Origin of the sequence: Phyllobacterium sp. 628 (genome assembly GCF_014189505.1) — a bacterium.
In the GTDB taxonomy this organism is placed as follows: Bacteria; Pseudomonadota; Alphaproteobacteria; order Rhizobiales; family Rhizobiaceae; genus Phyllobacterium.
Map to the genome: position 1 here is coordinate 155,297 of NZ_CP050302.1, position 20,566 is coordinate 175,862.

23 protein-coding genes are annotated in these 20,566 nt (G+C 54.7%); 13 read left to right on the plus strand and 10 right to left on the minus strand.

Going from position 1 to position 20,566, the window contains the following annotated elements; genetic code table 11:
- Window positions 1–112: 112 nt before the first annotated feature.
- On the minus strand, window positions 113–853 hold the full coding sequence (locus HB779_RS21290; protein ID WP_188346337.1) for a GntR family transcriptional regulator: 741 nt from the start codon (window positions 851–853) through the stop codon (window positions 113–115).
- Window positions 854–991: 138 nt separating this feature from the next.
- Here HB779_RS21290 and HB779_RS21295 point away from each other — a divergent pair, with 138 nt between their 5' ends.
- From HB779_RS21295 to HB779_RS21325, 7 genes are all read left to right on the plus strand, one after another.
- Window positions 992–2,035, plus strand: a complete 1,044-nt coding sequence (locus HB779_RS21295; RefSeq protein WP_188346338.1) for a Gfo/Idh/MocA family protein — start codon at window positions 992–994, stop codon at window positions 2,033–2,035.
- A complete protein-coding gene (locus HB779_RS21300) occupies window positions 2,036–3,064 on the plus strand; it encodes a Gfo/Idh/MocA family protein (RefSeq protein WP_188346339.1) in 1,029 nt (342 codons plus the stop codon). It abuts the gene before it with no gap.
- Window positions 3,057–4,124 carry a Gfo/Idh/MocA family protein gene (locus tag HB779_RS21305; protein ID WP_188346340.1) on the plus strand — a complete coding sequence of 356 codons (1,068 nt, stop codon included), beginning with the start codon at window positions 3,057–3,059 and terminating at the stop codon, window positions 4,122–4,124. Before HB779_RS21300 ends, HB779_RS21305 begins: the two co-directional genes overlap by 8 nt.
- 96 nt (window positions 4,125–4,220) lie before the next feature.
- Entirely contained in the window at window positions 4,221–5,450 is a 1,230-nt protein-coding gene (locus HB779_RS21310) for an ABC transporter substrate-binding protein (protein ID WP_371823957.1), read from the plus strand.
- 71 nt (window positions 5,451–5,521) lie between these two features.
- Window positions 5,522–6,490, plus strand: coding sequence for a carbohydrate ABC transporter permease (locus tag HB779_RS21315; RefSeq protein WP_188346342.1), 969 nt, complete (start codon window positions 5,522–5,524; stop codon window positions 6,488–6,490).
- Window positions 6,483–7,535 (plus strand): carbohydrate ABC transporter permease, encoded by a 1,053-nt coding sequence (locus HB779_RS21320; RefSeq protein WP_188346343.1) that lies wholly within the window; start codon window positions 6,483–6,485, stop codon window positions 7,533–7,535. The genes HB779_RS21315 and HB779_RS21320 overlap by 8 nt, the downstream gene beginning before the upstream one ends.
- 38 nt (window positions 7,536–7,573) lie before the next feature.
- A complete protein-coding gene (locus HB779_RS21325) occupies window positions 7,574–8,662 on the plus strand; it encodes an ABC transporter ATP-binding protein (RefSeq protein ID WP_188346344.1) in 1,089 nt (362 codons plus the stop codon).
- 119 nt (window positions 8,663–8,781) lie between these two features.
- Here the strand turns inward: HB779_RS21325 and HB779_RS21330 are convergent, their stop codons facing one another.
- A complete protein-coding gene (locus tag HB779_RS21330; protein ID WP_188346345.1) occupies window positions 8,782–9,681 on the minus strand; it encodes a LysR family transcriptional regulator in 900 nt (299 codons plus the stop codon).
- A 111-nt stretch (window positions 9,682–9,792) separates the two neighbouring features.
- On the opposite strand from HB779_RS21330, the gene HB779_RS21335 reads away from it, so the two are divergent.
- Genes HB779_RS21335 through HB779_RS21350 form a run of 4 tightly spaced genes read left to right on the plus strand, consistent with a single transcriptional unit; the run spans window position 9,793 to window position 13,527 of the window.
- Window positions 9,793–10,875: a 4-oxalomesaconate tautomerase gene (locus HB779_RS21335; protein WP_188346346.1), complete on the plus strand. Its 1,083-nt coding sequence runs from the start codon at window positions 9,793–9,795 to the stop codon at window positions 10,873–10,875.
- A gap of 48 nt (window positions 10,876–10,923) precedes the next feature.
- Window positions 10,924–11,925 (plus strand): ABC transporter substrate-binding protein, encoded by a 1,002-nt coding sequence (locus HB779_RS21340; protein ID WP_188346347.1) that lies wholly within the window; start codon window positions 10,924–10,926, stop codon window positions 11,923–11,925.
- Between the two features lie 11 nt (window positions 11,926–11,936).
- Window positions 11,937–12,767, plus strand: a complete 831-nt coding sequence (locus HB779_RS21345) for an ABC transporter ATP-binding protein (protein ID WP_188346348.1) — start codon at window positions 11,937–11,939, stop codon at window positions 12,765–12,767.
- The gene (locus tag HB779_RS21350) at window positions 12,751–13,527 is read left to right on the plus strand and encodes an ABC transporter permease (protein ID WP_188346349.1); all 777 of its coding nucleotides are present in this window, start codon (window positions 12,751–12,753) and stop codon (window positions 13,525–13,527) included. The genes HB779_RS21345 and HB779_RS21350 overlap by 17 nt, the downstream gene beginning before the upstream one ends.
- Window positions 13,528–13,532: 5 nt before the next feature.
- On the opposite strand, the gene HB779_RS21355 is transcribed toward HB779_RS21350, so the two are convergent.
- Window positions 13,533–13,826, minus strand: a complete 294-nt coding sequence (locus tag HB779_RS21355) for an amidohydrolase family protein (protein WP_188346350.1) — start codon at window positions 13,824–13,826, stop codon at window positions 13,533–13,535.
- Window positions 13,744–13,920: an antibiotic biosynthesis monooxygenase gene (locus tag HB779_RS25805; RefSeq protein WP_188346351.1), complete on the minus strand. Its 177-nt coding sequence runs from the start codon at window positions 13,918–13,920 to the stop codon at window positions 13,744–13,746. Before HB779_RS25805 ends, HB779_RS21355 begins: the two co-directional genes overlap by 83 nt.
- Here HB779_RS25805 and HB779_RS21365 point away from each other — a divergent pair.
- On the plus strand, window positions 13,889–14,110 hold the full coding sequence (locus HB779_RS21365; RefSeq protein ID WP_188346422.1) for a hypothetical protein: 222 nt from the start codon (window positions 13,889–13,891) through the stop codon (window positions 14,108–14,110). The two genes, HB779_RS25805 and HB779_RS21365, sit on opposite strands and share 32 nt — an antisense overlap.
- A gap of 43 nt (window positions 14,111–14,153) precedes the next feature.
- Here HB779_RS21365 and HB779_RS21370 read toward each other — a convergent pair whose 3' ends face one another.
- Both HB779_RS21370 and HB779_RS21375 read right to left on the minus strand, forming a co-directional pair.
- A complete protein-coding gene (locus HB779_RS21370) occupies window positions 14,154–14,771 on the minus strand; it encodes an isochorismatase family cysteine hydrolase (protein WP_244642811.1) in 618 nt (205 codons plus the stop codon).
- Window positions 14,772–14,907: 136 nt separating this feature from the next.
- Window positions 14,908–15,666 (minus strand): SDR family NAD(P)-dependent oxidoreductase, encoded by a 759-nt coding sequence (locus tag HB779_RS21375; protein WP_188346352.1) that lies wholly within the window; start codon window positions 15,664–15,666, stop codon window positions 14,908–14,910.
- A 171-nt stretch (window positions 15,667–15,837) separates the two neighbouring features.
- Between HB779_RS21375 and HB779_RS21380 the strand changes: the two genes are divergently transcribed.
- On the plus strand, window positions 15,838–16,737 hold the full coding sequence (locus HB779_RS21380; protein ID WP_188346353.1) for an AraC family transcriptional regulator: 900 nt from the start codon (window positions 15,838–15,840) through the stop codon (window positions 16,735–16,737).
- A 37-nt stretch (window positions 16,738–16,774) separates the two neighbouring features.
- Here HB779_RS21380 and HB779_RS21385 read toward each other — a convergent pair whose 3' ends face one another.
- From HB779_RS21385 to HB779_RS21400, 4 genes are all read right to left on the minus strand, one after another.
- Entirely contained in the window at window positions 16,775–17,329 is a 555-nt protein-coding gene (locus HB779_RS21385; RefSeq protein WP_188346354.1) for a hypothetical protein, read from the minus strand.
- A 318-nt stretch (window positions 17,330–17,647) separates the two neighbouring features.
- Complete coding sequence (locus HB779_RS21390) at window positions 17,648–18,460, minus strand: helix-turn-helix transcriptional regulator (protein WP_188346355.1); 813 nt, start codon at window positions 18,458–18,460, stop codon at window positions 17,648–17,650.
- A 52-nt stretch (window positions 18,461–18,512) separates the two neighbouring features.
- A complete protein-coding gene (locus HB779_RS21395) occupies window positions 18,513–19,358 on the minus strand; it encodes an agmatine/peptidylarginine deiminase (protein ID WP_256440682.1) in 846 nt (281 codons plus the stop codon).
- Window position 19,359: 1 nt separating this feature from the next.
- A protein-coding gene (locus HB779_RS21400; RefSeq protein WP_188342757.1) for an IS3 family transposase occupies window positions 19,360–20,519 on the minus strand; the annotation gives its coding sequence in 2 pieces (ribosomal slippage) (window positions 19,360–20,255 and window positions 20,255–20,519; 1,161 coding nt in all).
- Window positions 20,520–20,566 lie beyond the last annotated feature (47 nt).

Below are 20,566 nucleotides of genomic sequence, written 5' to 3' on the forward strand. Positions count from 1 at the left end.
CCTGGAAATCCGGTGGAGGCTTAAGCGGGAAATCCCCTCGTTGTCTTGCTTAAAATCGGGTTCACTTTCTCACGATGAAACTTCCGCCGAACCCGATACCACTCACATCAATCTACTCGTCAAAGTAATCGGCGTGTTTTTTGGCAAGACTGGATAGAGCATTAAGGATCGAACCCAAATGAATACGTGTGGCTTCAATGGCTGCTGATTTATCGCGGCGGCTGATCGTGTCCAGCATTGATTTATGCTCTTCGATCAAAACAAGCTGATGGTCCGCATTTCTCAACGAAAGCACACGCAGGCGATCGAGCGGCATTTTCTCCCGCTCCAGAAGCCCGACTACGCGCTCAAAACCTGTCGCACGCGCCAGCGTCAGGTGAAACTGGTCGTCAAGTGCCTGAAATGCCAGATCACTGTCCTGATCAACCATCGACTGCTGCATTACAATGAGCGCGGCAAGTTCCTGCTCAAATTCAGGTGCCAGCCCGATATCACACAATTTGGTAACGTTGGCGATTTCTATGGCTTCCCGAATGAAGTGCGCTTCGAGAAACCGTTTGAGATTGAGCTTGGTAACGAAAGTACCGCGACTTGGTCTTGTCGTAATCAGATCAGCTTCACGGAGCTGGGCAAATGCCTCACGCACCGGTGTACGACTGGCACCAAACCGCGCGCCGACTTCCATCTCAGAAATCAGGCGCCCCGGCTCCAGATCCATTTTAAGAATGGCATTCTTCAGGACAGGATAAATCTGCGATGCCGTCGGACGGTCATATTCCAGTTGGCCGAATGCTATATTGGCCAAACCGCCAACCGGAACATCATTGTCTGAAGTTTTAGTGCCGTCTGACACGTCTGATCTATCCCAGGAAGATAAGTTTCATTAGCCAGTATACCGGTATTCTTTTTATTTGCAACCGGTATACCGGTGTGCTATCGAAAGTTGTACCGGTGGACCTTGCGCCATCGGCATTGGAGCAAGGGAGGCCCGATGAACGTTGCCCTGATCGGATTAGGCATGGTCGCGAGCACGCACGTCAGAGCGATTGCCGCGCTGTCACCCGATATCCAACTCAAAACGGTTTATGGGCGCGACAAGCTGCGCACCACTCAATTTGCCGATGACGCGGCCACAATTCTCGGTTATCGCCCGGAACCGGCATTCTCCGTCGAAGCAATTGCCGACGATTCCGCCATTGATTTTGTGATCGTCGCAACGCCGCCCAATGCACGTTTGGAGATAACAAAAATACTTGCGGCAGCCGGTAAATCCATCCTCATGGAAAAGCCGATTGAACGAACGCTGGAAAGCGCCAAAAAGATTGCCGATCTTTGTGCTGACCATGACGTCAAACTCGGCATTATCTTTCAGCATCGCGTCCGGCAGGCATCAACTCAGCTTCGTAACATGCTGGAAACCGGGGCGTTGGGGCCAATTGGCATTGTGGAAATTGTAGTGCCCTGGTGGCGCGAACAGTCCTATTACGACGCGCCCGGCCGCGGAACTTTTGCCCGCGACGGCGGCGGTGTCCTTATCTCTCAGGCGATCCATTCGCTTGATCTTGCTCTTTCCCTTGCAGGCTCCGTACACAAAGTCCAAGCCATGGCAAAAACCAGCCGGTTCCACCAGATGGAAGCTGAAGATTATGTAACGGCCGGGCTTGAGTTTGAATGTGGTGCCATCGGCTCGCTCGTTGCGAGCACAGCCAGTTTCCCCGGCACCAGCGAAACTATCACCCTTCACTGCGACAATGCCTCAGCCCATCTGGAAGCAGGGCAACTGACCATCACTTGGCGCGATGGCAAGACCGACGTTTTCGGTGAAGAAACAGGCACTGGCGGCGGTGCCAATCCGATGGCCTTCACTCATGAGTGGCATCAGGAGATTATCCGCGATTTTGCCAGCGCAGTCATCAACAACACCGAACCGCTCGTATCAGGCAGAACCGGCCTTATCGTCCACGCCCTGATTGATGCGCTTATCACATCGGCAAACTCCGAACGTTCCGTAACCCTCGCCCCATGGAATAAATGAATGTCAAAGCCTCTCAAATTCGCCGCCATCGGCATCGATCACCGGCACATTTTCGGCCAATCGGAAAACATGATGAATGTCGGAGCCGAGTTTGTCGGCTGGTGGACGGAGGGAACGCCTGAAACCCTCGACAGTTTCATCAAACGGTTCCCGGATGTTCCACAGTCGGCAACACGCCAAGAATTGCTGAATAATCCAGAGATTGATTTCGTTCTGATTGCCGATGTGCCATCCATGCGCGCCGATCGTGCCATTGAAGCCATGCAGCACGGCAAGGATGTCATGGTCGACAAACCCGGCTGCACGACCCTGGCACAACTTGATGCAATCAAGGATACTGTCGCTCAAACGGGACGCATCTGGTCGATTGATTTTTCCGAGCGCTTTGAAGTTCCCTGCGTGACGAAAGCCGCCGAACTTGTGCAGGCTGGAGCAATCGGCAAAGTCGTACAGACAGTCGGTCTTGGACCCCACCGTCTCAACCGGCATCTACGGCCACAATGGTTTTTTGAACGGGAGAAATATGGCGGCATCCTCTGCGATATCGCTTCGCATCAGATCGACCAGTTCCTGTTTTTCACAGGCTCGGACGATGCAGAAATCCTCTTTGCAGAAGTCGCCAACCATGCCAATCCCGGCGATCCGGGCCTGCAGGATTTCGGTTGTCTTGCGCTGCGCAGCGACAAAGGCCACTGCTATATCCGCGTTGACTGGTATACGCCTGATGCCCTGCCGACATGGGGCGACGGCCGCCTGACCATCCTTGGAACAGAGGGCTATATTGAATTGCGCAAATATGTCGATGTGGCGCGCGATAATGGCACAGATCATCTCTATCTCGTCAACGGCACACGCTGCGAGAGGATTGATGCATCGGACGCTGGCATGCCCTATTTTGCCAAGTTCGCCGACGATATCCGTAACCGTACCAGCAATGCGATGCCGCAGACCCATACGTTCAAGGTCATGGAACTGGCCATCAAGGCTCAATTGCTGGCCGAAACAGCAGCGAGCAACCGTCATGGCTGAGCCCATTCGCGTCGCCATCATCGGCGCTGGCATCGGCGCAACTCACCTCAAGGGTTATCGGGCGCTCCCCGATCGCTTCAATGTTTCCGTTCTGTGTGATCTTGATGTGGAGCGCGCAACGAAAGTTGCCGATGGCGATCTATCGATCCGTATAGAGCCCGATCTCGACCAAGTGCTGGCTGACCCGAATATCGATCTCATCGATATTTGCCTGCCGCCACACCTGCATTTCAAGGTGTCGATTGCAGCGCTGCAAGCCGGAAAACACGTTGTTTGCGAGAAGCCATTTGTTGGCTCCCTGCGCGAGGCCGATTTGCTCGCTGAGGCGGTTGTGAAATCCGGACGTATTCTTTCCCCGGTTTTTCAATATCGCTTTGGCCGGGGATTTGCCCAGTTGCGTGCCCTCATCGACAAAGGGCTTGCAGGCAAAGCTTTTACGGCCAGCATAGAAACCCATTGGTGCCGCCGCGCTGAATATTACGATATTCCATGGCGCGGCACATGGAAGGGCGAACAGGGTGGTGCCATTCTGAGCCATGCCATCCATAATCATGATCTGCTGTGCTACATCTTGGGCAATGTCCGGCGCTTGACGGCTTTAACGGCAACACGGGTCAATCCGATTGAAACCGAAGATTGCGCGTCCATCGTGTTCGAGATGGAAAGCGGCGCGCTGGCAACAAGTTCGGTTACCCTTGGCGCTGCCGATGATACCAGTCACTTCCGCTATTGTTTCGAAGGTTTTACCGCCGAAAGCGGCAAAGCGCCGTATACTCCAGCTGAAGATCAATGGCATTTTCTCGCCCGTGATCCGGCCCGGCAGGCAGAAATCGATGCGGTGGTGAATGCTCTCCCGGAAGTGCATTCTGGTTTTGCTGGTTTCTTCGATGCTCTTGCTGACGCTATCGAAGGCCATGGCGGCCATGAAGTAACGGTTGCGGATGGTCGCCGTTCGCTCGAAATGGTCACAGCCATTTATTATACGGCGCGCAACGGTGGAACCGCCGAATTGCCGCTGAATCGCGATCACGCACTTTATGATGGATGGACACCGAAATAACCTAAAAATCAGATCAATGTTCGTCACAACGATATGGGAGGATATCCGATGAACAAGCGCATTTCCCGATGGACTGGTGTAGCTCTGGCTTCGGTCATGGCTTTGTGGACAAGCGCGGCGATGGCGGATGATATCCGTTTCATGTGCGCGGCAGATGGCAATGAATGTGCCGTACTGCAATCCCTGTTTGACCGCTACGAAAAAGCTAATCCCGGCACCCACGTTGTCACCGACGTGGTGGGTTACAAAGCCATTCTGGAAAACCTGCCGGTCCAGCTTGCCGGAGGCACTGGCCCTGATATGGCGCTTGTCACCGACTTTGGCGGGCTCAGCAAATACTTCCTGGACCTGACACCCTATGTGGATGCTGATTATTGGAACACCAATTTCGGCAACACCCTTCGGTGGTCCCGCACGGGGCCTGCCGACAAGGGCATCTATGGTATGAACATTCAGCTGACCATTACCGGTGCCTATATCAACAAGACCCTGTTCGAGCAGGCGGGCATCACGGTGCCGGGCGAGAAAGCCACATGGGACGAATGGGCCGATGCAGCGCGCAAGGTTGCCAAGGCAACGGGTGTTCCCTTCCCTATGGCAATGGACCGATCCGGGCATCGCATAGCGGGTCCTGCCATTTCGAATGGCGCGAAAATCTTTGACGATGCGGGGAACCCAATTCTTGTTGATGCGCCATTCGCGGATTTCATGGGCAAGTTCGTCGAGTGGAACAAAGATGGCACAATGGCGAAGGATGTATGGGCCGGCATCGGCGGCACCAGCTATCAGGACGCCGCCCAGGAGTTCATCAACGCGCAGCTGGTCTTTTACTATTCAGGGAGCTGGCAGGTACAGCGTCTCGACAAGGCAATCGGTGACAGTTTCGACTGGGAAGTCGTCGGCTCTCCCTGCGGGCCTGGCGGCTGTTCAGGCATGCCTGGGGGCTCGGGGCTTGTTGGCTTCAAGCAGACCAAGAACCCTGAGGCCGTTGCTAAACTGATCAACTATATCGCGCAAAAAGACAATTACGCGGAATTTATCAGTAAGACCCGTAACGTGCCTGCCCATGAAGGTGTAGCGAAAGAGGATCTGACCTATTCGGATACATCGCCAAATGTCGCGAAAGCTCTCAAGGGCTGGAACGCGCAAATCGCCAAGCTGTCGCCCATTGCCTATGCCTATCAAGGTTACAAGAACAACCGGACCATGTTCAACATAACGGTGCAGCGCGTTACCCAAGCGATCGTTGGCGAAATGTCGATCAATGAAGCAATGGAAAAAGCCAAGCAGGATGTCGCGGCGGCCATTCAGTCGGCCGGCAAGTAATCGACGTGATATCCGGGCAACCTGTTCGTTGCCCGATCCGGCACACCATCAACGATGAAGGGATCTGCAGCATGACCGCTCTTGTGAATGCGATCATGAACATTATCGAGATACCCATGCGCTTCGCCCAGAAACGGCTTGGCCTGCGGCGTATTGCGTGGGTATTTCTCCTGCCAAATCTCGTCCTCTTTGGGATATTCGCCTTTCTGCCGGTTGTCTTAAACGTCATCTATTCCCTGACCGGGACCGATCAGGTGATGTTGAGCGACCGGACATTTGTGGGAGTCGATAATTTCACAACGCTGGCCACGTGCGCCAATCACCTTGACCCGAACACCTGCACACAGGATCTTTTCTGGCGAGCCATCTACAATTCGCTCTGGTTTGTGACATTACAGGTCGGATTTATGGTCGGGCTGTCACTTGTCACTGCAATTATCCTGAATGGCAAGATACGGGCGCGTGGCTTTTTCCGCAGCGTATTCTTCTTTCCCGTGCTCCTATCTCCCGTCGTTGTTGCGCTGATCTGGAAATGGATCTTGCAGCGGGAAGGACTTCTGAATGCGGGAATGGATGCATTCGGCCTTACCCCGTTCAATTGGCTGCTCGACCGGAACTGGGCTTTTATCTGGTCAATTTTCCTATCGATCTGGGCTCATATGGGCTTCTACACACTCATCCTGCTTGCCGGTTTGCAGGCCATACCACGCGATGTCTACGACGCCGCGCTCATGGATGCCGCCGCGCCCTTCCGGATGTTCCGGAGGATCACTCTGCCACTGCTCATGCCGACCATGATCGTTGTTCTGCTATTGGCACTGATCAAAGGCGTCCAGACATTTGACGAGGTCTACGCCTTTACGGGGGGCGGCCCGGGTTCGGCAACAACCTTCATCATTCAGTATATTTACGAAACGGGTTTCGCCGGAACGCCTCGCTTGTTCGGTCTGGCAGCCGCCGCCTCTATCCTGCTTGCCGTCGTCCTCATCGGCTTAACCCTCATCCAGCTCTCTGTCACGAGGAACAAAGTCGATGGGTAAACTTTTCACCTTTCTGACCCGTACCCGCGGCGTTGGCCGACTTCATTGGACGGATTGGGCGTCTTATGCCTATCTCCTGTTCGGCGTTGTCATCATGTTCGGTCCAGTGCTTTGGCTGCTGCTGTCATCCTTCAAAAGCGAAGCGGAACTGCAACGGTTTCCGCCCACACTTTTGCCCTATGCTCAGGAAATGATCAGCATCGACGGCTATGACAAACCGCTCCCCTTGTTCGAAATCACCAGTGGTGAATTCGCGGGCGCGCGCGCCGGCCAGGTTCGCCGTATCGGCCTTGTCTCGCAACTTGTAAGGCCTGAGGCACCCAAAGATATTATCAAGGTGCCAATTGCTGATCGCAAGCCGATCGAGGGTATCAATTTCGCCTTTGAGAACTACGGCGACCTGTTCAAACGTTTTGATTTTTTGCGCTACCTCTGGAACAGCGTTTTTATCACGACTATGGCGACACTCATCATGTTGCTGGTCAATTCCATGGCCGCCTTTGCCCTGTCAAAATATCATTTTCGCGGGCGCAGTACGGTCCTTGCCCTGATCGTCGGAACATTGATGGTTCCGCAAACGGTGGTTCTGGTTCCGCTGTTTCTGATCACGCGTGAACTAGGCATGTTGAACAGTCTCTGGGGCGTTATCATTCCGGGAGCAGCAACGCCCACCGGCGTATTCCTCCTGCGTCAGTATATGCTCACCATCCCCGATGAAATTCTCGATGCAGCGCGCATGGACAAAGCAAGCGAATGGAAAATCTTCTGGCGCATTATTTTGCCGCTCAGTGCGCCTGCAATCGCTGTGCTTGCCATCCTTGCCATCATGTGGCGCTGGAATGACTTCCTCTGGCCGCTGATCGTCCTGTCCCAAAACGACAAGTTCACGCTTCAGCTCGCACTCAATTCATTCCAGGGCCAGTTGACGACGCAGTGGAGCAACCTGCTCGCCATGACGGTACTGGTACTTGTACCAATTGCCATCGTCTTCACATTTCTGCAAAAATACATCGCAACCGGCATCGCCTCTACAGGTGGCAAATGATGCGTGACATTAACTTAGCCACGGGGAGTTAGCCGCCAATGTCGAGACTTGTGCTTCGCAATGTCATGAAAAACTACGGAGGTCTTGAGGTCATCAAGGGTGTTGATCTCGATATCGCCTTTGGTGAGTTTTGTGTCTTTGTCGGCCCATCCGGCTGCGGCAAATCCACATTGCTCAAGATGATTTCAGGACTTGAGTCTATCAGCGATGGCGAGATTGCTATCGATGATCAAGTGGTCAACGATGTTCCTCCAGCAGATCGCGGCCTTGCTATGGTGTTCCAGTCTTATGCGCTCTACCCGCATATGTCTGTCAGGCAGAACCTCTCCTTTGGTCTTGAAAACCTCAATACCCCAAAGGCGTCCATTGCCCAGAAAATCGCCGAAGTCGCAAAAATGCTGCAGATCGAACCTCTCTTGAACCGGCGGCCTGGACAGCTTTCCGGCGGCCAGCGTCAGCGCGTTGCCATCGGCCGCGCCGTGGTGCGCGAGCCCAAAATATTCCTTTTTGACGAACCGCTGTCCAACCTCGATGCCGAGCTGCGCGTGGAAATGCGCGGCGAGATTGCCCGGTTGCATCGGCGTCTTGGCAACACGATGATTTATGTTACCCACGATCAGGTGGAGGCCATGACCATGGCCGACAAGATTGCGGTTTTACGCAGTGGAAAGGTCGAGCAATTCGGTGCGCCGCTGGAGCTTTATAACAATCCTGCCAATGTCTTCGTCGCCGGCTTCATTGGTTCGCCCAAAATGAACTTCTTTCAGGGAACGATCCAGGCCGCAGACGGTAAGGCGGCCTTTGTTCAATTCAACTCAGGTGAACGCATCCCTGTGAGCCAAGATGTCTTCCATGTGTCTCATGGCCTGCCCGTCACACTGGGAATTCGCCCAAACCACGTCACGCCCGGTCCTGTCGATGCGACCGATATCAAGGGTGTGGTTCAAAACATCGAACAGCTGGGCGGAGAATCCCATCTTTATATCAGCGCAGTGGATGGTACTCCGACGGCGGTGCATGTTGATGGCCAGACTGAGATCGCCTTGGGCGAGACGATTGGTCTTAAACTCGATACAAGCAAAGTTCAGCTCTTTTCGCGTGATACAGGCGGAACGCTCCGGCGTTGAATAGACACCTTCCGCGTCTCTGAGTGCAGCCGGTAGATTTTGCAGCAAATGGCGGCCGAGGTTTTTGACAAAGCTCCCTGAGCCGGGAGTTTTGCCGGCGTGGATGTTTGGAAATTGCCCTAACCTTCAGACCAAGTCCCTATCAGCATGTTCAGGAACCGTTCGGCCGCTGGCGATAATGTTCCTCCGCGCCGCCTGACAACACCGATTGTTCGCGAAATTTCCGGATTGCGGATAGGCCGGGTGACAAGAAACGGATGCTCCTCCTGCGGTGTTGCGAGCTTGGGCAGCACGGAAATTCCCAGCCCCGCCTCAACCAGACCCAGTGACGTCGACAGATGCGTCACCTCGTAAAACCAGCGGAGTTTCAGATTGGATTTTGCCAAAGCTGCATCAAGCAATGTTCGATTGCCGCTGGAACGGTGAACGGTGATCAGCGGGTATGGCGTCAGGTCCTCCCATCCCAATTCGCTTTTGGCCGCGAGCGGATGATCCTTCCGCGCCGCCAGTACAAATGGATCTTCAATCAGCCGGTCGAAAATCAGATCAGGGTCTGCCGCGCCCATGATGTTGATGCCGAATTCCACTTCACCCCGGGCAACCGCCAGCAGCCCGTCTGTCGCTGGCAGATCTAGGATACGGAACCGGATATGGGGATACTCCGCATTGAACTGCTTGATCACAGTCGGCAGGAAGTAGAAGGCGGCGGTGGGAAGACAGGCGATAGTCACCAATCCACTGCGCTGGGCACCAATATCGCGCACGGCAAACAGCGAGCCGTCAAATTCTTCGAGCATGCGCTGAACCAGCGGAATGAGTTCGCTCCCAACGGCCGTTGCCGAGACATGGCGGGTTGTTCGCTCCAGAAGCGGCGCACCGATTGTGGCTTCGAGTTTCTGGATGCGACGGCTCAGTGCCGGCTGCGACAGATTCAGGGCTTCAGCCGCCCTGTGGAAGCTCTCCAGCTCGACGACAGAGAGAAACGCCCGCAGATCAAGTATCTCACAATTAATGCTCACGGCGCATCAATCCTCATAAACTTTGCATTTCACATATCAATCATTTCTCTCCAAAATGCAAGAAACCAACAGATTGTTCTGTTGCAAGCATGAATTGAAGAGCACTGCGCCATGAATGATCTCATTCGTATACCTTGCGTCCTCATGAGAGGCGGCACCTCCAAAGGGCCGTTTTTTCTGGCATCGGATCTTCCTTCCGATCCGCACCAACGCGATCAGATTCTTTTGTCCGTAATGGGGTCCGGCCATCCCTTGCAGATTGACGGCATTGGGGGAGGCAATCCTGTTACAAGCAAGGTTGCCATTGTCGGACCAGCAACAGTATCGGGTGCCGATGTGGATTACCTCTTTGCTCAGGTTCGGATCGACCAGCAGATCGTCGATACATCCCCCAATTGCGGCAATATGCTTGCGGCTGTCGGCCCCTTTGCCATTGAAGCTGGTCTGGTCCGGACAACAGGACCGGTAACCCGAGTGCGCATACACAACGTCAATACGGGCAAACTCATTGAAGCGGAGGTTCCGACGCCTGACGGACAGGTAGCCTATCTTGGCGACGCCTCCATTGATGGTGTTCCCGGACGCGCCGCGCCGATTGCCCTGACATTCATGGACGCGGCTGGCGCTCGCACGGGCAGCCTCTTTCCCACCGGCCAGTCGCGCGAAATCATCGATGGAATAGAAGTCACCTGCATCGATTGCGCCATGCCCATGATGATACTCGAGGCTTCAGCCATCGGCGCAACCGGGTATGAGACCGCCGCTGCCCTTAACGCCAACAGCGCCCTGCTGGAGCGGCTGGAAAATCTGCGGCTGCAAGCGGGGCAGCGTATGGGCATGGGCGACGTGCGAACACAGGTCACGCCCAAACCCGTTCTCATCTCGAAATCCAAAGCAGGCGGTGATCTCAACGTGCGCTATTTCATGCCGCATCAATGCCACCCCTCGCTTGCCACAACCGGGGCCGTCGGCATTGCCACGGCTTGCATAAGCCATAACACCGTTGCATCAGCGCTGATCGGCGAGCGCAAGCCGCCAGTCGTCCTTGTTCTTGACCATCCAAGCGGACGTCTGGAGGTGAAGCTGGACACACGCGACTGCAAAACGGTGGCTGGCATATTGCGGACGGCCCGGCGTCTCTTCGAGGGTCAAGTCTTTGCCAAACCTGTAGCGCAAATGGTTTGCGCAGCATAATTGAACGCAGTTGCCGGGAGGGCAACTGCACATCTGGGAGGAAGTACCATGCGTAAACTCATGCTCGCTCTGGCGGCAACTGTTGCATTTTCGGGATCGGCTTTCGCCGAACCTGTCCGCATCAGTGTCGGCTCTTACAATCTCAACAATTTGCCATTCCCGGTCGCTTCGGGTCTGGGCCTTTATGAAAAAGAAGGTCTCGAGGTTACCGTCGAGAATTTTGCCTCTGGCGGCTCCAAGACACTGCAGGCGCTTGTTGCCGGATCCACTGACATAGCCGTCGGCTTCTATGACCATACGATCCAGATGCAGGCGCAAAAGAAGAATGTCGTGGGGATCGTGCTCTTGGCGCGCAATTCCGGTCTGGTGCTTGCGGGCGGCAAGAATTCGACATTCGACCCCGCAAAGCCCGAAACCATCAAAGGTGCAAAAATCGGCATCACGGCCCCGGGTTCCTCGTCAGATTTCTTCGTTCGATATTACCTGCAGCGTCACAAGCTTTCGGCAGATGACGTATCGCTTATCGGCGTCGGTTCCGGCTCGGCTGCTGTTGCCGCTTTGGAGCAGGGAAAGGTTGACCTGCTGGTGAATTATGACCCCGCAGCGACTTTCATCGAGGCCAAAGGTGTCGGCAAAATCCTGATCGACGCGCGCAGCGATGATGGTGCTAAGGAGATTTACGGCGGCATTTATCCGACTTCCGTTCTCTATGCCACACAGTCCTATATCGACAAGCATCCTGAAACGATTCAGAAGGTTGTCAATGCCACCGTCAAGGCACTGGAATGGATGAACAATAGTACGCCGGAAGACATCGTTCAAAAGCTGCCTGAAGCGTTCATTTCCGGTGACAAGGAAACCTACATAAAAGCTGTGGGGAATGCCAAACCGATCTTCTCCGTTGATGGCCGCTTCAACGAGACGGAAATCGAGACCCCGCTGGCCGTTCTGAAAAGCTTCAATGACAAGGTCGCGGCGACGGAGATCGACCTGAAAAAAACATACACCAACACTTTCGTCGACAAAGCGCCCCACGCCGGTACGAACTGAGGGAGAGGACCATGGCCTTGGCAATGTTAAAGCCGGATGTGCACGCAACTATTCCGCAACCACGCAAAGCGATGGTATCCATCGATTCCTTGACGATGTCATTTGGCACATTCGTTGCGGTAGAGAACGTCAATCTGACAATAGCCGATGGGGAGTTCCTCGCTATCGTCGGGCCTACAGGGTGCGGTAAAAGTACGATCCTGAACGCTATTGCGGGACTGCTCAAGCCATCCAGTGGCCACGTTTCGATTGATGGAAATCAAGTATCGGGTATTCAAAATGATATCGGATATCTGTTCCAGCAGGACGCCCTGCTGCCCTGGAAAACAGCGATCGAAAATGTGGAACTGGGATTGTTGTTCAAAGGTGTCGCTACTGCCCAGCGCCGCGAACAGTCCATGATGTGGCTGGCGAAAGTTGGCCTGAAAGGTTTCGAACATCGATACCCGCATCAGCTTTCCGGTGGTCAGCGCAAGCGTGTACAGATGGCGCAGGCGCTGATCACCGGCCCGAAAGTCATCCTGATGGATGAACCATTTTCGGCGCTGGATATCCATACAAGGCATCTGATGCAGAACGAGCTTCTGCGCCTTTGGCAGGAGGAACGCCGGGCTGTTGTCATGATCACCCATGATCTGGAAGAAGCGATAGCACTTGGCGACCGGGTGGCTGTTCTCGCCGCCGGTCCGCGTAGCCGGGTTATCGACAGCTTCGATGTCGACCTTGCACGTCCCCGCGACGTTGCTGAAATCAAACTCGATCCACGGTTCATGGATCTGTATCGCAATATCTGGGCGTCGCTGCGCGGCGAAGTGGAGAAGAGCTATGAACGTCGCGACTGAACGATTTATTCAACTGGGCTTGCTTGTGGCCATTCTGGGCGGCTGGCAGATGGGTGTATCAACCGGCATCATCGATGTCTTCTTCTTTCCGGCACCCGTCGATATATTCAAACAGATTGTCAATTGGGTCATCGATCCCAATTTCTACCGCCATGTCACGATCACCCTAACGGAAACCGTTCTGGGCTATGTCATCGGAACCGCACTGGGGGTTGCCGCCGGCGTCTGGCTTGGTCTCAGCCGCAGCGCAGCGCGTATTCTCGATCCTTTTATCAAGGGCCTCAATGCGATCCCGCGCGTTGTGCTCGCCCCGATCTTCGTCCTGTGGCTCGGGCTGGGTCTCTGGTCGAAAGTGGCACTTGCCGTCACACTCGTGTTCTTCATCACATTCTTCAATGCAATGCAGGGCGTGCGTGAAGTCAATCCGGTGGTGCTGGCCAATGCGCGGATTCTCGGCGCAAAACGCTCCGAACTTCTGCGCCATGTCTATTTCCCCGCTGCAGCAAGCTGGATCCTTTCCTCATTGCGCACATCGGTTGGGTTTGCGGTCGTCGGCGCCATTATCGGTGAATATCTTGGCGCATCGGCGGGCCTCGGCTACCTGATTGCTCAAGCAGAAGGCAACTTCGATGCTGTTGGCGTCTTTGCCGGCATCATCATTCTGGCAATCTTCGTCCTCGCCATCGACCGTGTACTCGACGTGGTGGAAAGCCGCCTGATCAAGTGGCGGCCGAATGCTGCGGAAGAACGCGCCGCCTGAATCAATCAGCAACGCTGGCTCGTAATTGGGCCAGCGTCGCAACGCTTATTTCCATCAATCAGACGTTCCCAGTTTTCATACGCGAACTGCGCTTTGTCAGCGTCATTGCACTCCAAACTTTTGACAAAGCGACGCGCATCGCCTTCGGGGCGATACTGGTATGGATAGTCCGTCGCGAACAGGACTCTGTTAGGCCCAACCGCCTCGACTGCTCGTTTAAATAGTCCGGGCTGAACATGACGCAGCGGGGGGCTGGATGCGCGATTTGAACAATTCGTAGAGATGATTGCCCAATTCATTCGTCCTCACACTCTGGGCCTCCATTGTAAAGACCCGTTCGAACTCGGCGCTCTTACCCTCCTTGACATTCAGCCTCACGATCATTCCGATCATCGTGTCTCCCTTCTGGTCGTCCGGCCATTCGCGCAGCGTCGATCTTGACCCAGTCGCCAGTGACCTTGCCACCCTCGGGTCGTGCCATAATCGCAATCATCCGATTCCAGAGCCACAATCGACACCGGCTGAGAGCGTCGCAGAGCCAACGACCTGCAGCAACGATGGCTGGTCGACCCGGCCCGAATAGGCAAGCCCAGCTCCATGAGGGTGAAGCTGGGCTTGGCAATTGATTATTCACGCGCTTGCAGGAATTCCTGCGTCGTGACCGCATGACCGTAGAAGGGAATGATGTCAGTCAAGAACGAAGTCTGCTGCTCCTTTGTAAAGGCTGCAGAAGCGTCGTAGATGACAGTCGTGTTATAGCCGAGGTCGTGGGCATTGCGGACTGTTGACTCAACACACTGCCGCAGGGCAAATCCCATCACATAAATGTCGTCGATGCGATTGTTACGCAAGTAGCTGTCCAGCGTGGTGGCGGCAAAAGCGCTACTGCCTCCGGTGCGCTCGCTGATCACATACTCTTGAGCGGCAGGTTCAAAGCCTGGAAAGAAATCCGTCTGTTTGCCGAGGAAAGATCGGTACTGGGGCATCATCGCACGAAGCCCGTATTTCCCTCGTCCAAGTGCCCGGTAAGCCGGCTCGAGTACCATTGTGACATGGATCACTTCCATGTTGCGGAGGCGTGCCTCCCTCAGAACCTTTGCAGAGTTCGCGACTGCGGCGTCAATCTGCTCGCGGTCTTGGAACTGCGGGTTAATACTGCCGGTAGGAGCCAACCAGTCGTTCTGATATTCAATGAGTATCAGCGCGCTTTTCGTACCGGTTTCCCTGGCTTTCATTTCGTTCATGGCAATTTTCCTATAGGTGGATGGTAATGAAATCGTTCGGGCTGCGGCTCGGCGTCGAAGTTTCCGAGCGTCAGACTGGTGTCTGACACTTCTGGTTTCGGGGTATCGACAAAGGATGTGCAGTTGCGTGACGGTCTTAAAGCAACTGCCCGCCTGAAATGTCGAAGGTAGTGCCGTTCGCCCAACCCAAATCGTTGGACAGGATGGCAGCAACCGCGCCGCCGACATCGTCCGGCTGGCCAACGCGACCCAGCGCGATGCTTTGCGCCACCCAGGCGTTTACATCGTGATTGTCACGCACTGCGCCGCCGCCGAAGCCGGTTGCGATTGCACCGGGCGCGATGGCGTTCACTCGGATACGGCGTGCGCCAAACTCGACTGCCATGTATCGGGTCAGGACCTCGATTGCAGCCTTCATCGACGCGTAGAGGCTGTAACCCGCCATCGTGAAGCGCACGAAGCCCGACGAGACGTTGAGGATGCGCCCGCCGTCCGCGATAAGCGGCAACAGCTTCTGCGTCAGAAAGATGGGACCGCGCAAATGCGTGCTGACCAACGAGTCGAACTGCTCCTCTGTCGCATCGGCGAAGTTGGCAAACAGGCCGTTTCCGGCGTTGTTGACGAGAAAGTCGAATTGATCGCGCTTAAACGTCGTTTTGAGGGTCTGTGCCGTCTTTTCGGCAAACGCAGCAAAGCTCGCAGTATCGGTAACGTCGAACGCAAGCATCGTCGCCGACCCGCCCAGTGCCTCGATCTCCTTTTGCAAGTCGTCGGCTTCCGCCACGCCAGTGCGGTAGGTGCCGATGATATGAACGCCGCGCTTGGCAAGATGCAGCGCCATGTTGCGACCGAGGCCGCGGCTAGCGCCGGTTATAAGTGCGATCTGATTGGCCATGATGTATCCTCTTGAGGGTGTCTGGTTAAAAAATCGGCGCTGCCAGGAGCGCTTTCTCGATGTTCTCAACCTACTGGATGACAGCTCGGCAAACCCGCCCAATCGGCTCATCGTTTTGCCTGATTGTCTCAATTGCTTGACGTGGGGAAATAACGATGTACTGGTTTCGCAATGAGCGAACATCTTACACCCCACCTCGACATTGCGCTGCGCCACGCGTCTTCCGGGTTCAACGTCACGCCGATCCCGCGGCTGGAAATCAGTGTGGGACAGGCCACGACAGGGAAGGCGCCATGTCTTTACCGCTCCATGATTTGCTTCATTCTGCAGGGTTCGAAGCACGTGGCGGTCAACGACCAACGTTTAAGCTATGATCCCGCGCAATACCTCATCAGCGCGCTCGATTTGCCGTTGATCGGCCAGATATCAGACGAAGACAAGACACGGCCCTATGTCGCGGTTTCGTTGGATTTGGATCCCGCCATATTGGCCGATATTGCATCCTCCATGCCGCATGTACGCGACACTGATCCCGGAGGCCTTGGCATAACGATCAATCCGATGACAGCGCCGCTACGGGATACTTTGCTACGTCTGCTATCCTTGCTCAACACCCCCGCTGACATTCCCGTTCTTGCTCCCATGGCTGAACGAGAATTGCTCTATCGTCTCCTGCAAGGTCCACAAGGCCGCCTGTTGCGTCAGATCGCTCAGCCTGACGGGGCGCTCGACCGTATCCGGCGCGCGGTAGCGTGGATAAGGGACAACTACAATGCCCGCTTGCGCATCGAAGCGCTTTGCAGTGCAAGCGGGATGAGCCGTGCCAGCCTTCATCGGCATTTTCTGGCAATGACAGGCCTCAGCCCTATTCAGTATCAGAAGCAGCTCCGGTTACAGGAAGCGCGCCAGTTGTTGCTTGGTGGCGACCGTAACGCATCCGACGTTGCTTTCGCTGTTGGATATGAGAGTTCCTCACAATTCAGTCGCGAATACCTCCGGCAGTTCGGTGCCCCGCCTGCGCGTAGCGTGCGTCAGATAAGGCAGGCTATCAGCAGTTCAGTGCTGAACTGACGGTCAGGCACCTGAGGGCCCCCATTTACAAACCCCATCACTTGATGATCTTGGGCAATATCAGTTTTTCGAAGCTGGCAGCCAGATTTTTGACTTCAGACTCGCTGTTTGCCAGCAGGCGGAAATGAACCGCCCGTGCGCCAGTGCTGAAACCGTACGTCATTGTGTGGACGGATTTACTCTCGGCCTCATACAGTTGCCAACCGGGCACATTTCTGTATTTGATGCTTTGCACGGGCGTACAATTGCTCGCAGCGTTCTTGATCCGATGGCATTCTCGGATGAGTGCAAGCTTTAACAATGCAGCCGGTTGCTGGCTTAACAATTCCGGTCGGCTACCTCCGGCCATTCCATAAATGGAAAGCTGTCGCCAGAACGCAGATTTGAGTCGACATGATAAATAGATACTTTGTGCCTTGGCCTCCCGCTCACAACCGCTGGACCTGAAAGGACTGGGGATCGGGATTTGCAACGATATCTTGCTGAAATCCTCGATGATCGTGCCCGCTTTTGCGGCAAAGATGGCTGTGCACAGCGCAATACAGCTCAATGTCGCGACTTGAGCGATACGTGCAAATCGGAGTTTTACCATGTCCCCTCACCGTCCGATATTGGATAGACAATTCCGACAGACTACCGAACTTACCAGTCCGCTAGATGCATTCAGAAATTCTACTGCATCGAAGCTTGCATCAGTAGAGCAACTTGCTCAGTTATTTGCAACTGAAAGTGTGACTATCTCCGGAAGAGTCCCCTCACCGAATCTCGACATAACTTGTTAAAAACATTGGCGATATTTGGATTGTGTTGGGATTGCTATCGGCGCCAAACTTGATCAAGCCAAGAGCGTTAAAGTTACAGTGCCCTGAGGGCGCATTTTAAGTGACCTGAGCAGCTTCTTCCCACCCGATCAGGAGAAAGTCACCGCCTCCGCGCCAACATCTGCGGGGAAAAAGGTTTCAGCGCCGATGAACATGGAAAAAAGCTCTCCCTGCGAGGAGATCTTCAGTTTTGCATAAATGCGCTTGCGATGAACTTTGACCGTCTCCGGACTGTTACCCAGCAACCGGGCCATGGATTTCGTCGAATGGCCTTTCAACATCAAACGGACAATTTCGGCCTCGCGCGTGCTCAATCGAGAACTGCCGCATCGGTCAAAGGTGAGTCCCATATCAGGCAGGGCTCGATAAACCGGCGCATCCAGATTGGGCCAGTGTTTGTGGCACAGCGCAGCAATGACAGGCAACAGAGCGTCCAGTTGCCTGGTGGCGTCAGGAGCACAGCAGGCATCCGTGTTGCGCTGGCCGAGTGAGAGAACAATACTGGTACCGTTCCCGGCCCCAATGAAAATTGTCACTTCATCGCGCAGACCAATATCCGAATAAAACATCTTGTAATATTCGGACGTCTTGAAATCATCCGGTGCGCATTCATCAAGACTGACAACGCAATCCCGGATATCCGACTTGAAAAGCCCGTAAAACGGATCAAGCAAATAGGCATAACTCAGATACGGGCCAATCGTGCGCCGTGTCGCCTCAGCATCAAGGTTTGAATAGAGCTGGCGCGGCGGCAGATCCTGCGAGAAGACCGAAATGAAAATGCTGTCAAAGTTGAACACGCTCAGACACAAAGTGCTGAGCATCTCGGGAAAGTCGGCGCGACCCACCGCCGTCACAGCACTGGCGATATTGGTTATCTGGCTGGTCGTGGAATTATCCATGCGATTGCTCCAGTTGATGGTGTCCCCGGGAGGACACCGGTCGCGCTGCCCATCACGCCGGTTCCTGCTGCGTGATGCAATGAATCCCTCCGCCGCCAATTGCGATGGAATCGATCCGCACCTCACGCACCCGTCGCTCCGGGAACAGTGACCGGAAGATACTACGGACGACCGTATCCGATGCAACACCATAAACCGGCATTACCACGCCCCCGTTGACCAAATAGGAGTTGACGTAGGACCGACAGAATTTGGGATGCTGCGATGGCGCTTCAACAGCCTCCGGCACTGTCACAATCCTGATGCGACGGCCTCTGGCGTCCGTCTGCCCTTCCATGGCATCCAGGTTTTTCCGGATATAGTCATTCCATTCACTTGGCTCTGCGCCGGGGCTTTCCATCAAAACAACACCGGGCGCGACGAACACCGCAATACCATCGACATGACCGTCGGTTTCGTCTTCGAGAGGATTACCGGGCAGCCAGATCACTTTGTCCCCGCCCAGCATTTCCTTCAGCTCGGTTTCAATCGCAACTTTGGTCCAGCCCGGATTGCGGTTGATATTGGGAAAGCATGTCTCCGTTGTGATGATCGTACCCTCACCGTCGACACTGACGCCGCCGCCTTCGGCGACAAGGTTTGAAGTAAAGGACTTCACATCGGCGGTTTCGCAAACGGCGCCCGAAAAAGCCGCATCGCCCTGATGCGGATGATACTTTCCACCCCAGGCATTAAAACGAAACCGTGTTCCTGCCCGCTTGCCGTTGGGATTTATGAGGAAACACGGCCCGGCATCACGAGCCCAGCTGTCATCAATATCAGCCTGAACAATATTGATATCATCATCAAGCATGGCCCGTGCCTGTGGCCTGCCCCCATGAGGCGATCCGGGTTTAATGTTAGTGCAGACTTGGTCTGATTGCCATCACTGGCGTTGAGGCTGGCCCATTTTGAGACGGCCAGACAATAGCCACGGGAGCAGGTGATCTGTAACCCAACGATGAGTGTGGTCGGATAGTATTGTAATGCCGTCGCCAATTCTCGATGACGATTTGTGCCTCCTTAAGTGTGTAGAAGATTTCTCCGTTGAGCAGTTCATCCCGAAGCTTTGAATTGAAACTCTCACAATAGCCGTTCTCCCATGGACTACCCGGCATGATGTAGGCGGTTTTGGCACCGACGGCAGCAATCCACTCTCTCAAGGCCTTGGCGATGAATTCAGGGCCATTGTCGGACCGGATGTGACCAGGAATGCCGCGCAGGATAAACAGATCAGACAGAACGTCGATGACATCCGTCGCCTTCAACTTTCTGTCCACCCTGATGGCAATACATTCCCGTGTGAATTCGTCGATCACATTGAGCATACGGATTTTCCTTCCATTGTGCGTGCGAGCCTCAACAAAGTCATAGGACCAGACATGGTTGGGGTATTCCGGTCGAAGCCGGATGCACGAACTCTCATTCAGCCATAAACGTGTGCGCTTGGGTTGTCTGTGTGGAACTTTGAGCCCCTCACGCCGCCATATCCGCTCAACCCGTTTCACATTCACCACCCAACCCGCACGATGCAGCATCGCTGTGATGCGGCGATATCCGTAGCGGCCATATTGGAGAGCAAGTGCAATGATGTCGGCGGTCAGTGCCGCTTCATCGTCCGGTGTTTTCAAGAGCTTGCGCTGTGTGGATCGATGCTGGCCAAGAACCCGGCATGCCCGTCGTTCGGACACGTCAAATTCCTCAACCACATGCTCCACACAGGCACGGCGGCGTGCGGGGCTTAAAAGTTTCCCTTTGCGGCCTCAGCAAGGATCATCTTGTCCAGCGTCAGATCCGAAACAGCCCGCCGAAGACGCGCATTCTCCGCTTCCAGTTCTTTCAGCCGCTTGACCTGATCACCCTTCAAGCCGCCGTATTCGGCCCGCCACCGGTAATATGTTACTTCCGTCACACCTATCGATCGAATGGCTTCTGCCATCGACTTCCCCTGCGAACTTAGAACATCTACCTGACGCAGTTTCATGACAATCTCTTCGGGCTTGTGTCGTTTGCTTGGCATTCTCAATATCCTTTATCGGCTCAAAAGCCATACTTCATAAAGGACCA

Bases quoted from the DNA above. Each gene is read 5' to 3' on its own strand.
- HB779_RS21380 (WP_188346353.1), top strand. From the start codon at position 15,838: ATGAGCGAACATCTTACACCCCACCTCGACATTGCGCTGCGCCACGCG.
- HB779_RS21340 (WP_188346347.1), top strand. From the start codon at position 10,924: ATGCGTAAACTCATGCTCGCTCTGGCGGCAACTGTTGCATTTTCGGGA.
- HB779_RS21305 (WP_188346340.1), top strand. From the start codon at position 3,057: ATGGCTGAGCCCATTCGCGTCGCCATCATCGGCGCTGGCATCGGCGCA.
- HB779_RS21345 (WP_188346348.1), top strand. From the start codon at position 11,937: ATGGCCTTGGCAATGTTAAAGCCGGATGTGCACGCAACTATTCCGCAA.
- HB779_RS21350 (WP_188346349.1), top strand. From the start codon at position 12,751: ATGAACGTCGCGACTGAACGATTTATTCAACTGGGCTTGCTTGTGGCC.
- HB779_RS21375 (WP_188346352.1), bottom strand. From the start codon at position 15,666: ATGGCCAATCAGATCGCACTTATAACCGGCGCTAGCCGCGGCCTCGGT.
- HB779_RS21370 (WP_244642811.1), bottom strand. From the start codon at position 14,771: ATGAACGAAATGAAAGCCAGGGAAACCGGTACGAAAAGCGCGCTGATA.
- HB779_RS21325 (WP_188346344.1), top strand. From the start codon at position 7,574: ATGTCGAGACTTGTGCTTCGCAATGTCATGAAAAACTACGGAGGTCTT.
- HB779_RS21310 (WP_371823957.1), top strand. From the start codon at position 4,221: ATGGCTTTGTGGACAAGCGCGGCGATGGCGGATGATATCCGTTTCATG.
- HB779_RS21390 (WP_188346355.1), bottom strand. From the start codon at position 18,460: ATGGATAATTCCACGACCAGCCAGATAACCAATATCGCCAGTGCTGTG.
- HB779_RS21335 (WP_188346346.1), top strand. From the start codon at position 9,793: ATGAATGATCTCATTCGTATACCTTGCGTCCTCATGAGAGGCGGCACC.
- HB779_RS21295 (WP_188346338.1), top strand. From the start codon at position 992: ATGAACGTTGCCCTGATCGGATTAGGCATGGTCGCGAGCACGCACGTC.
- HB779_RS21385 (WP_188346354.1), bottom strand. From the start codon at position 17,329: ATGGTAAAACTCCGATTTGCACGTATCGCTCAAGTCGCGACATTGAGC.
- HB779_RS21300 (WP_188346339.1), top strand. From the start codon at position 2,036: ATGTCAAAGCCTCTCAAATTCGCCGCCATCGGCATCGATCACCGGCAC.
- HB779_RS21315 (WP_188346342.1), top strand. From the start codon at position 5,522: ATGACCGCTCTTGTGAATGCGATCATGAACATTATCGAGATACCCATG.
- HB779_RS21320 (WP_188346343.1), top strand. From the start codon at position 6,483: ATGGGTAAACTTTTCACCTTTCTGACCCGTACCCGCGGCGTTGGCCGA.
- HB779_RS21355 (WP_188346350.1), bottom strand. From the start codon at position 13,826: ATGAATTGGGCAATCATCTCTACGAATTGTTCAAATCGCGCATCCAGC.
- HB779_RS25805 (WP_188346351.1), bottom strand. From the start codon at position 13,920: ATGATCGGAATGATCGTGAGGCTGAATGTCAAGGAGGGTAAGAGCGCC.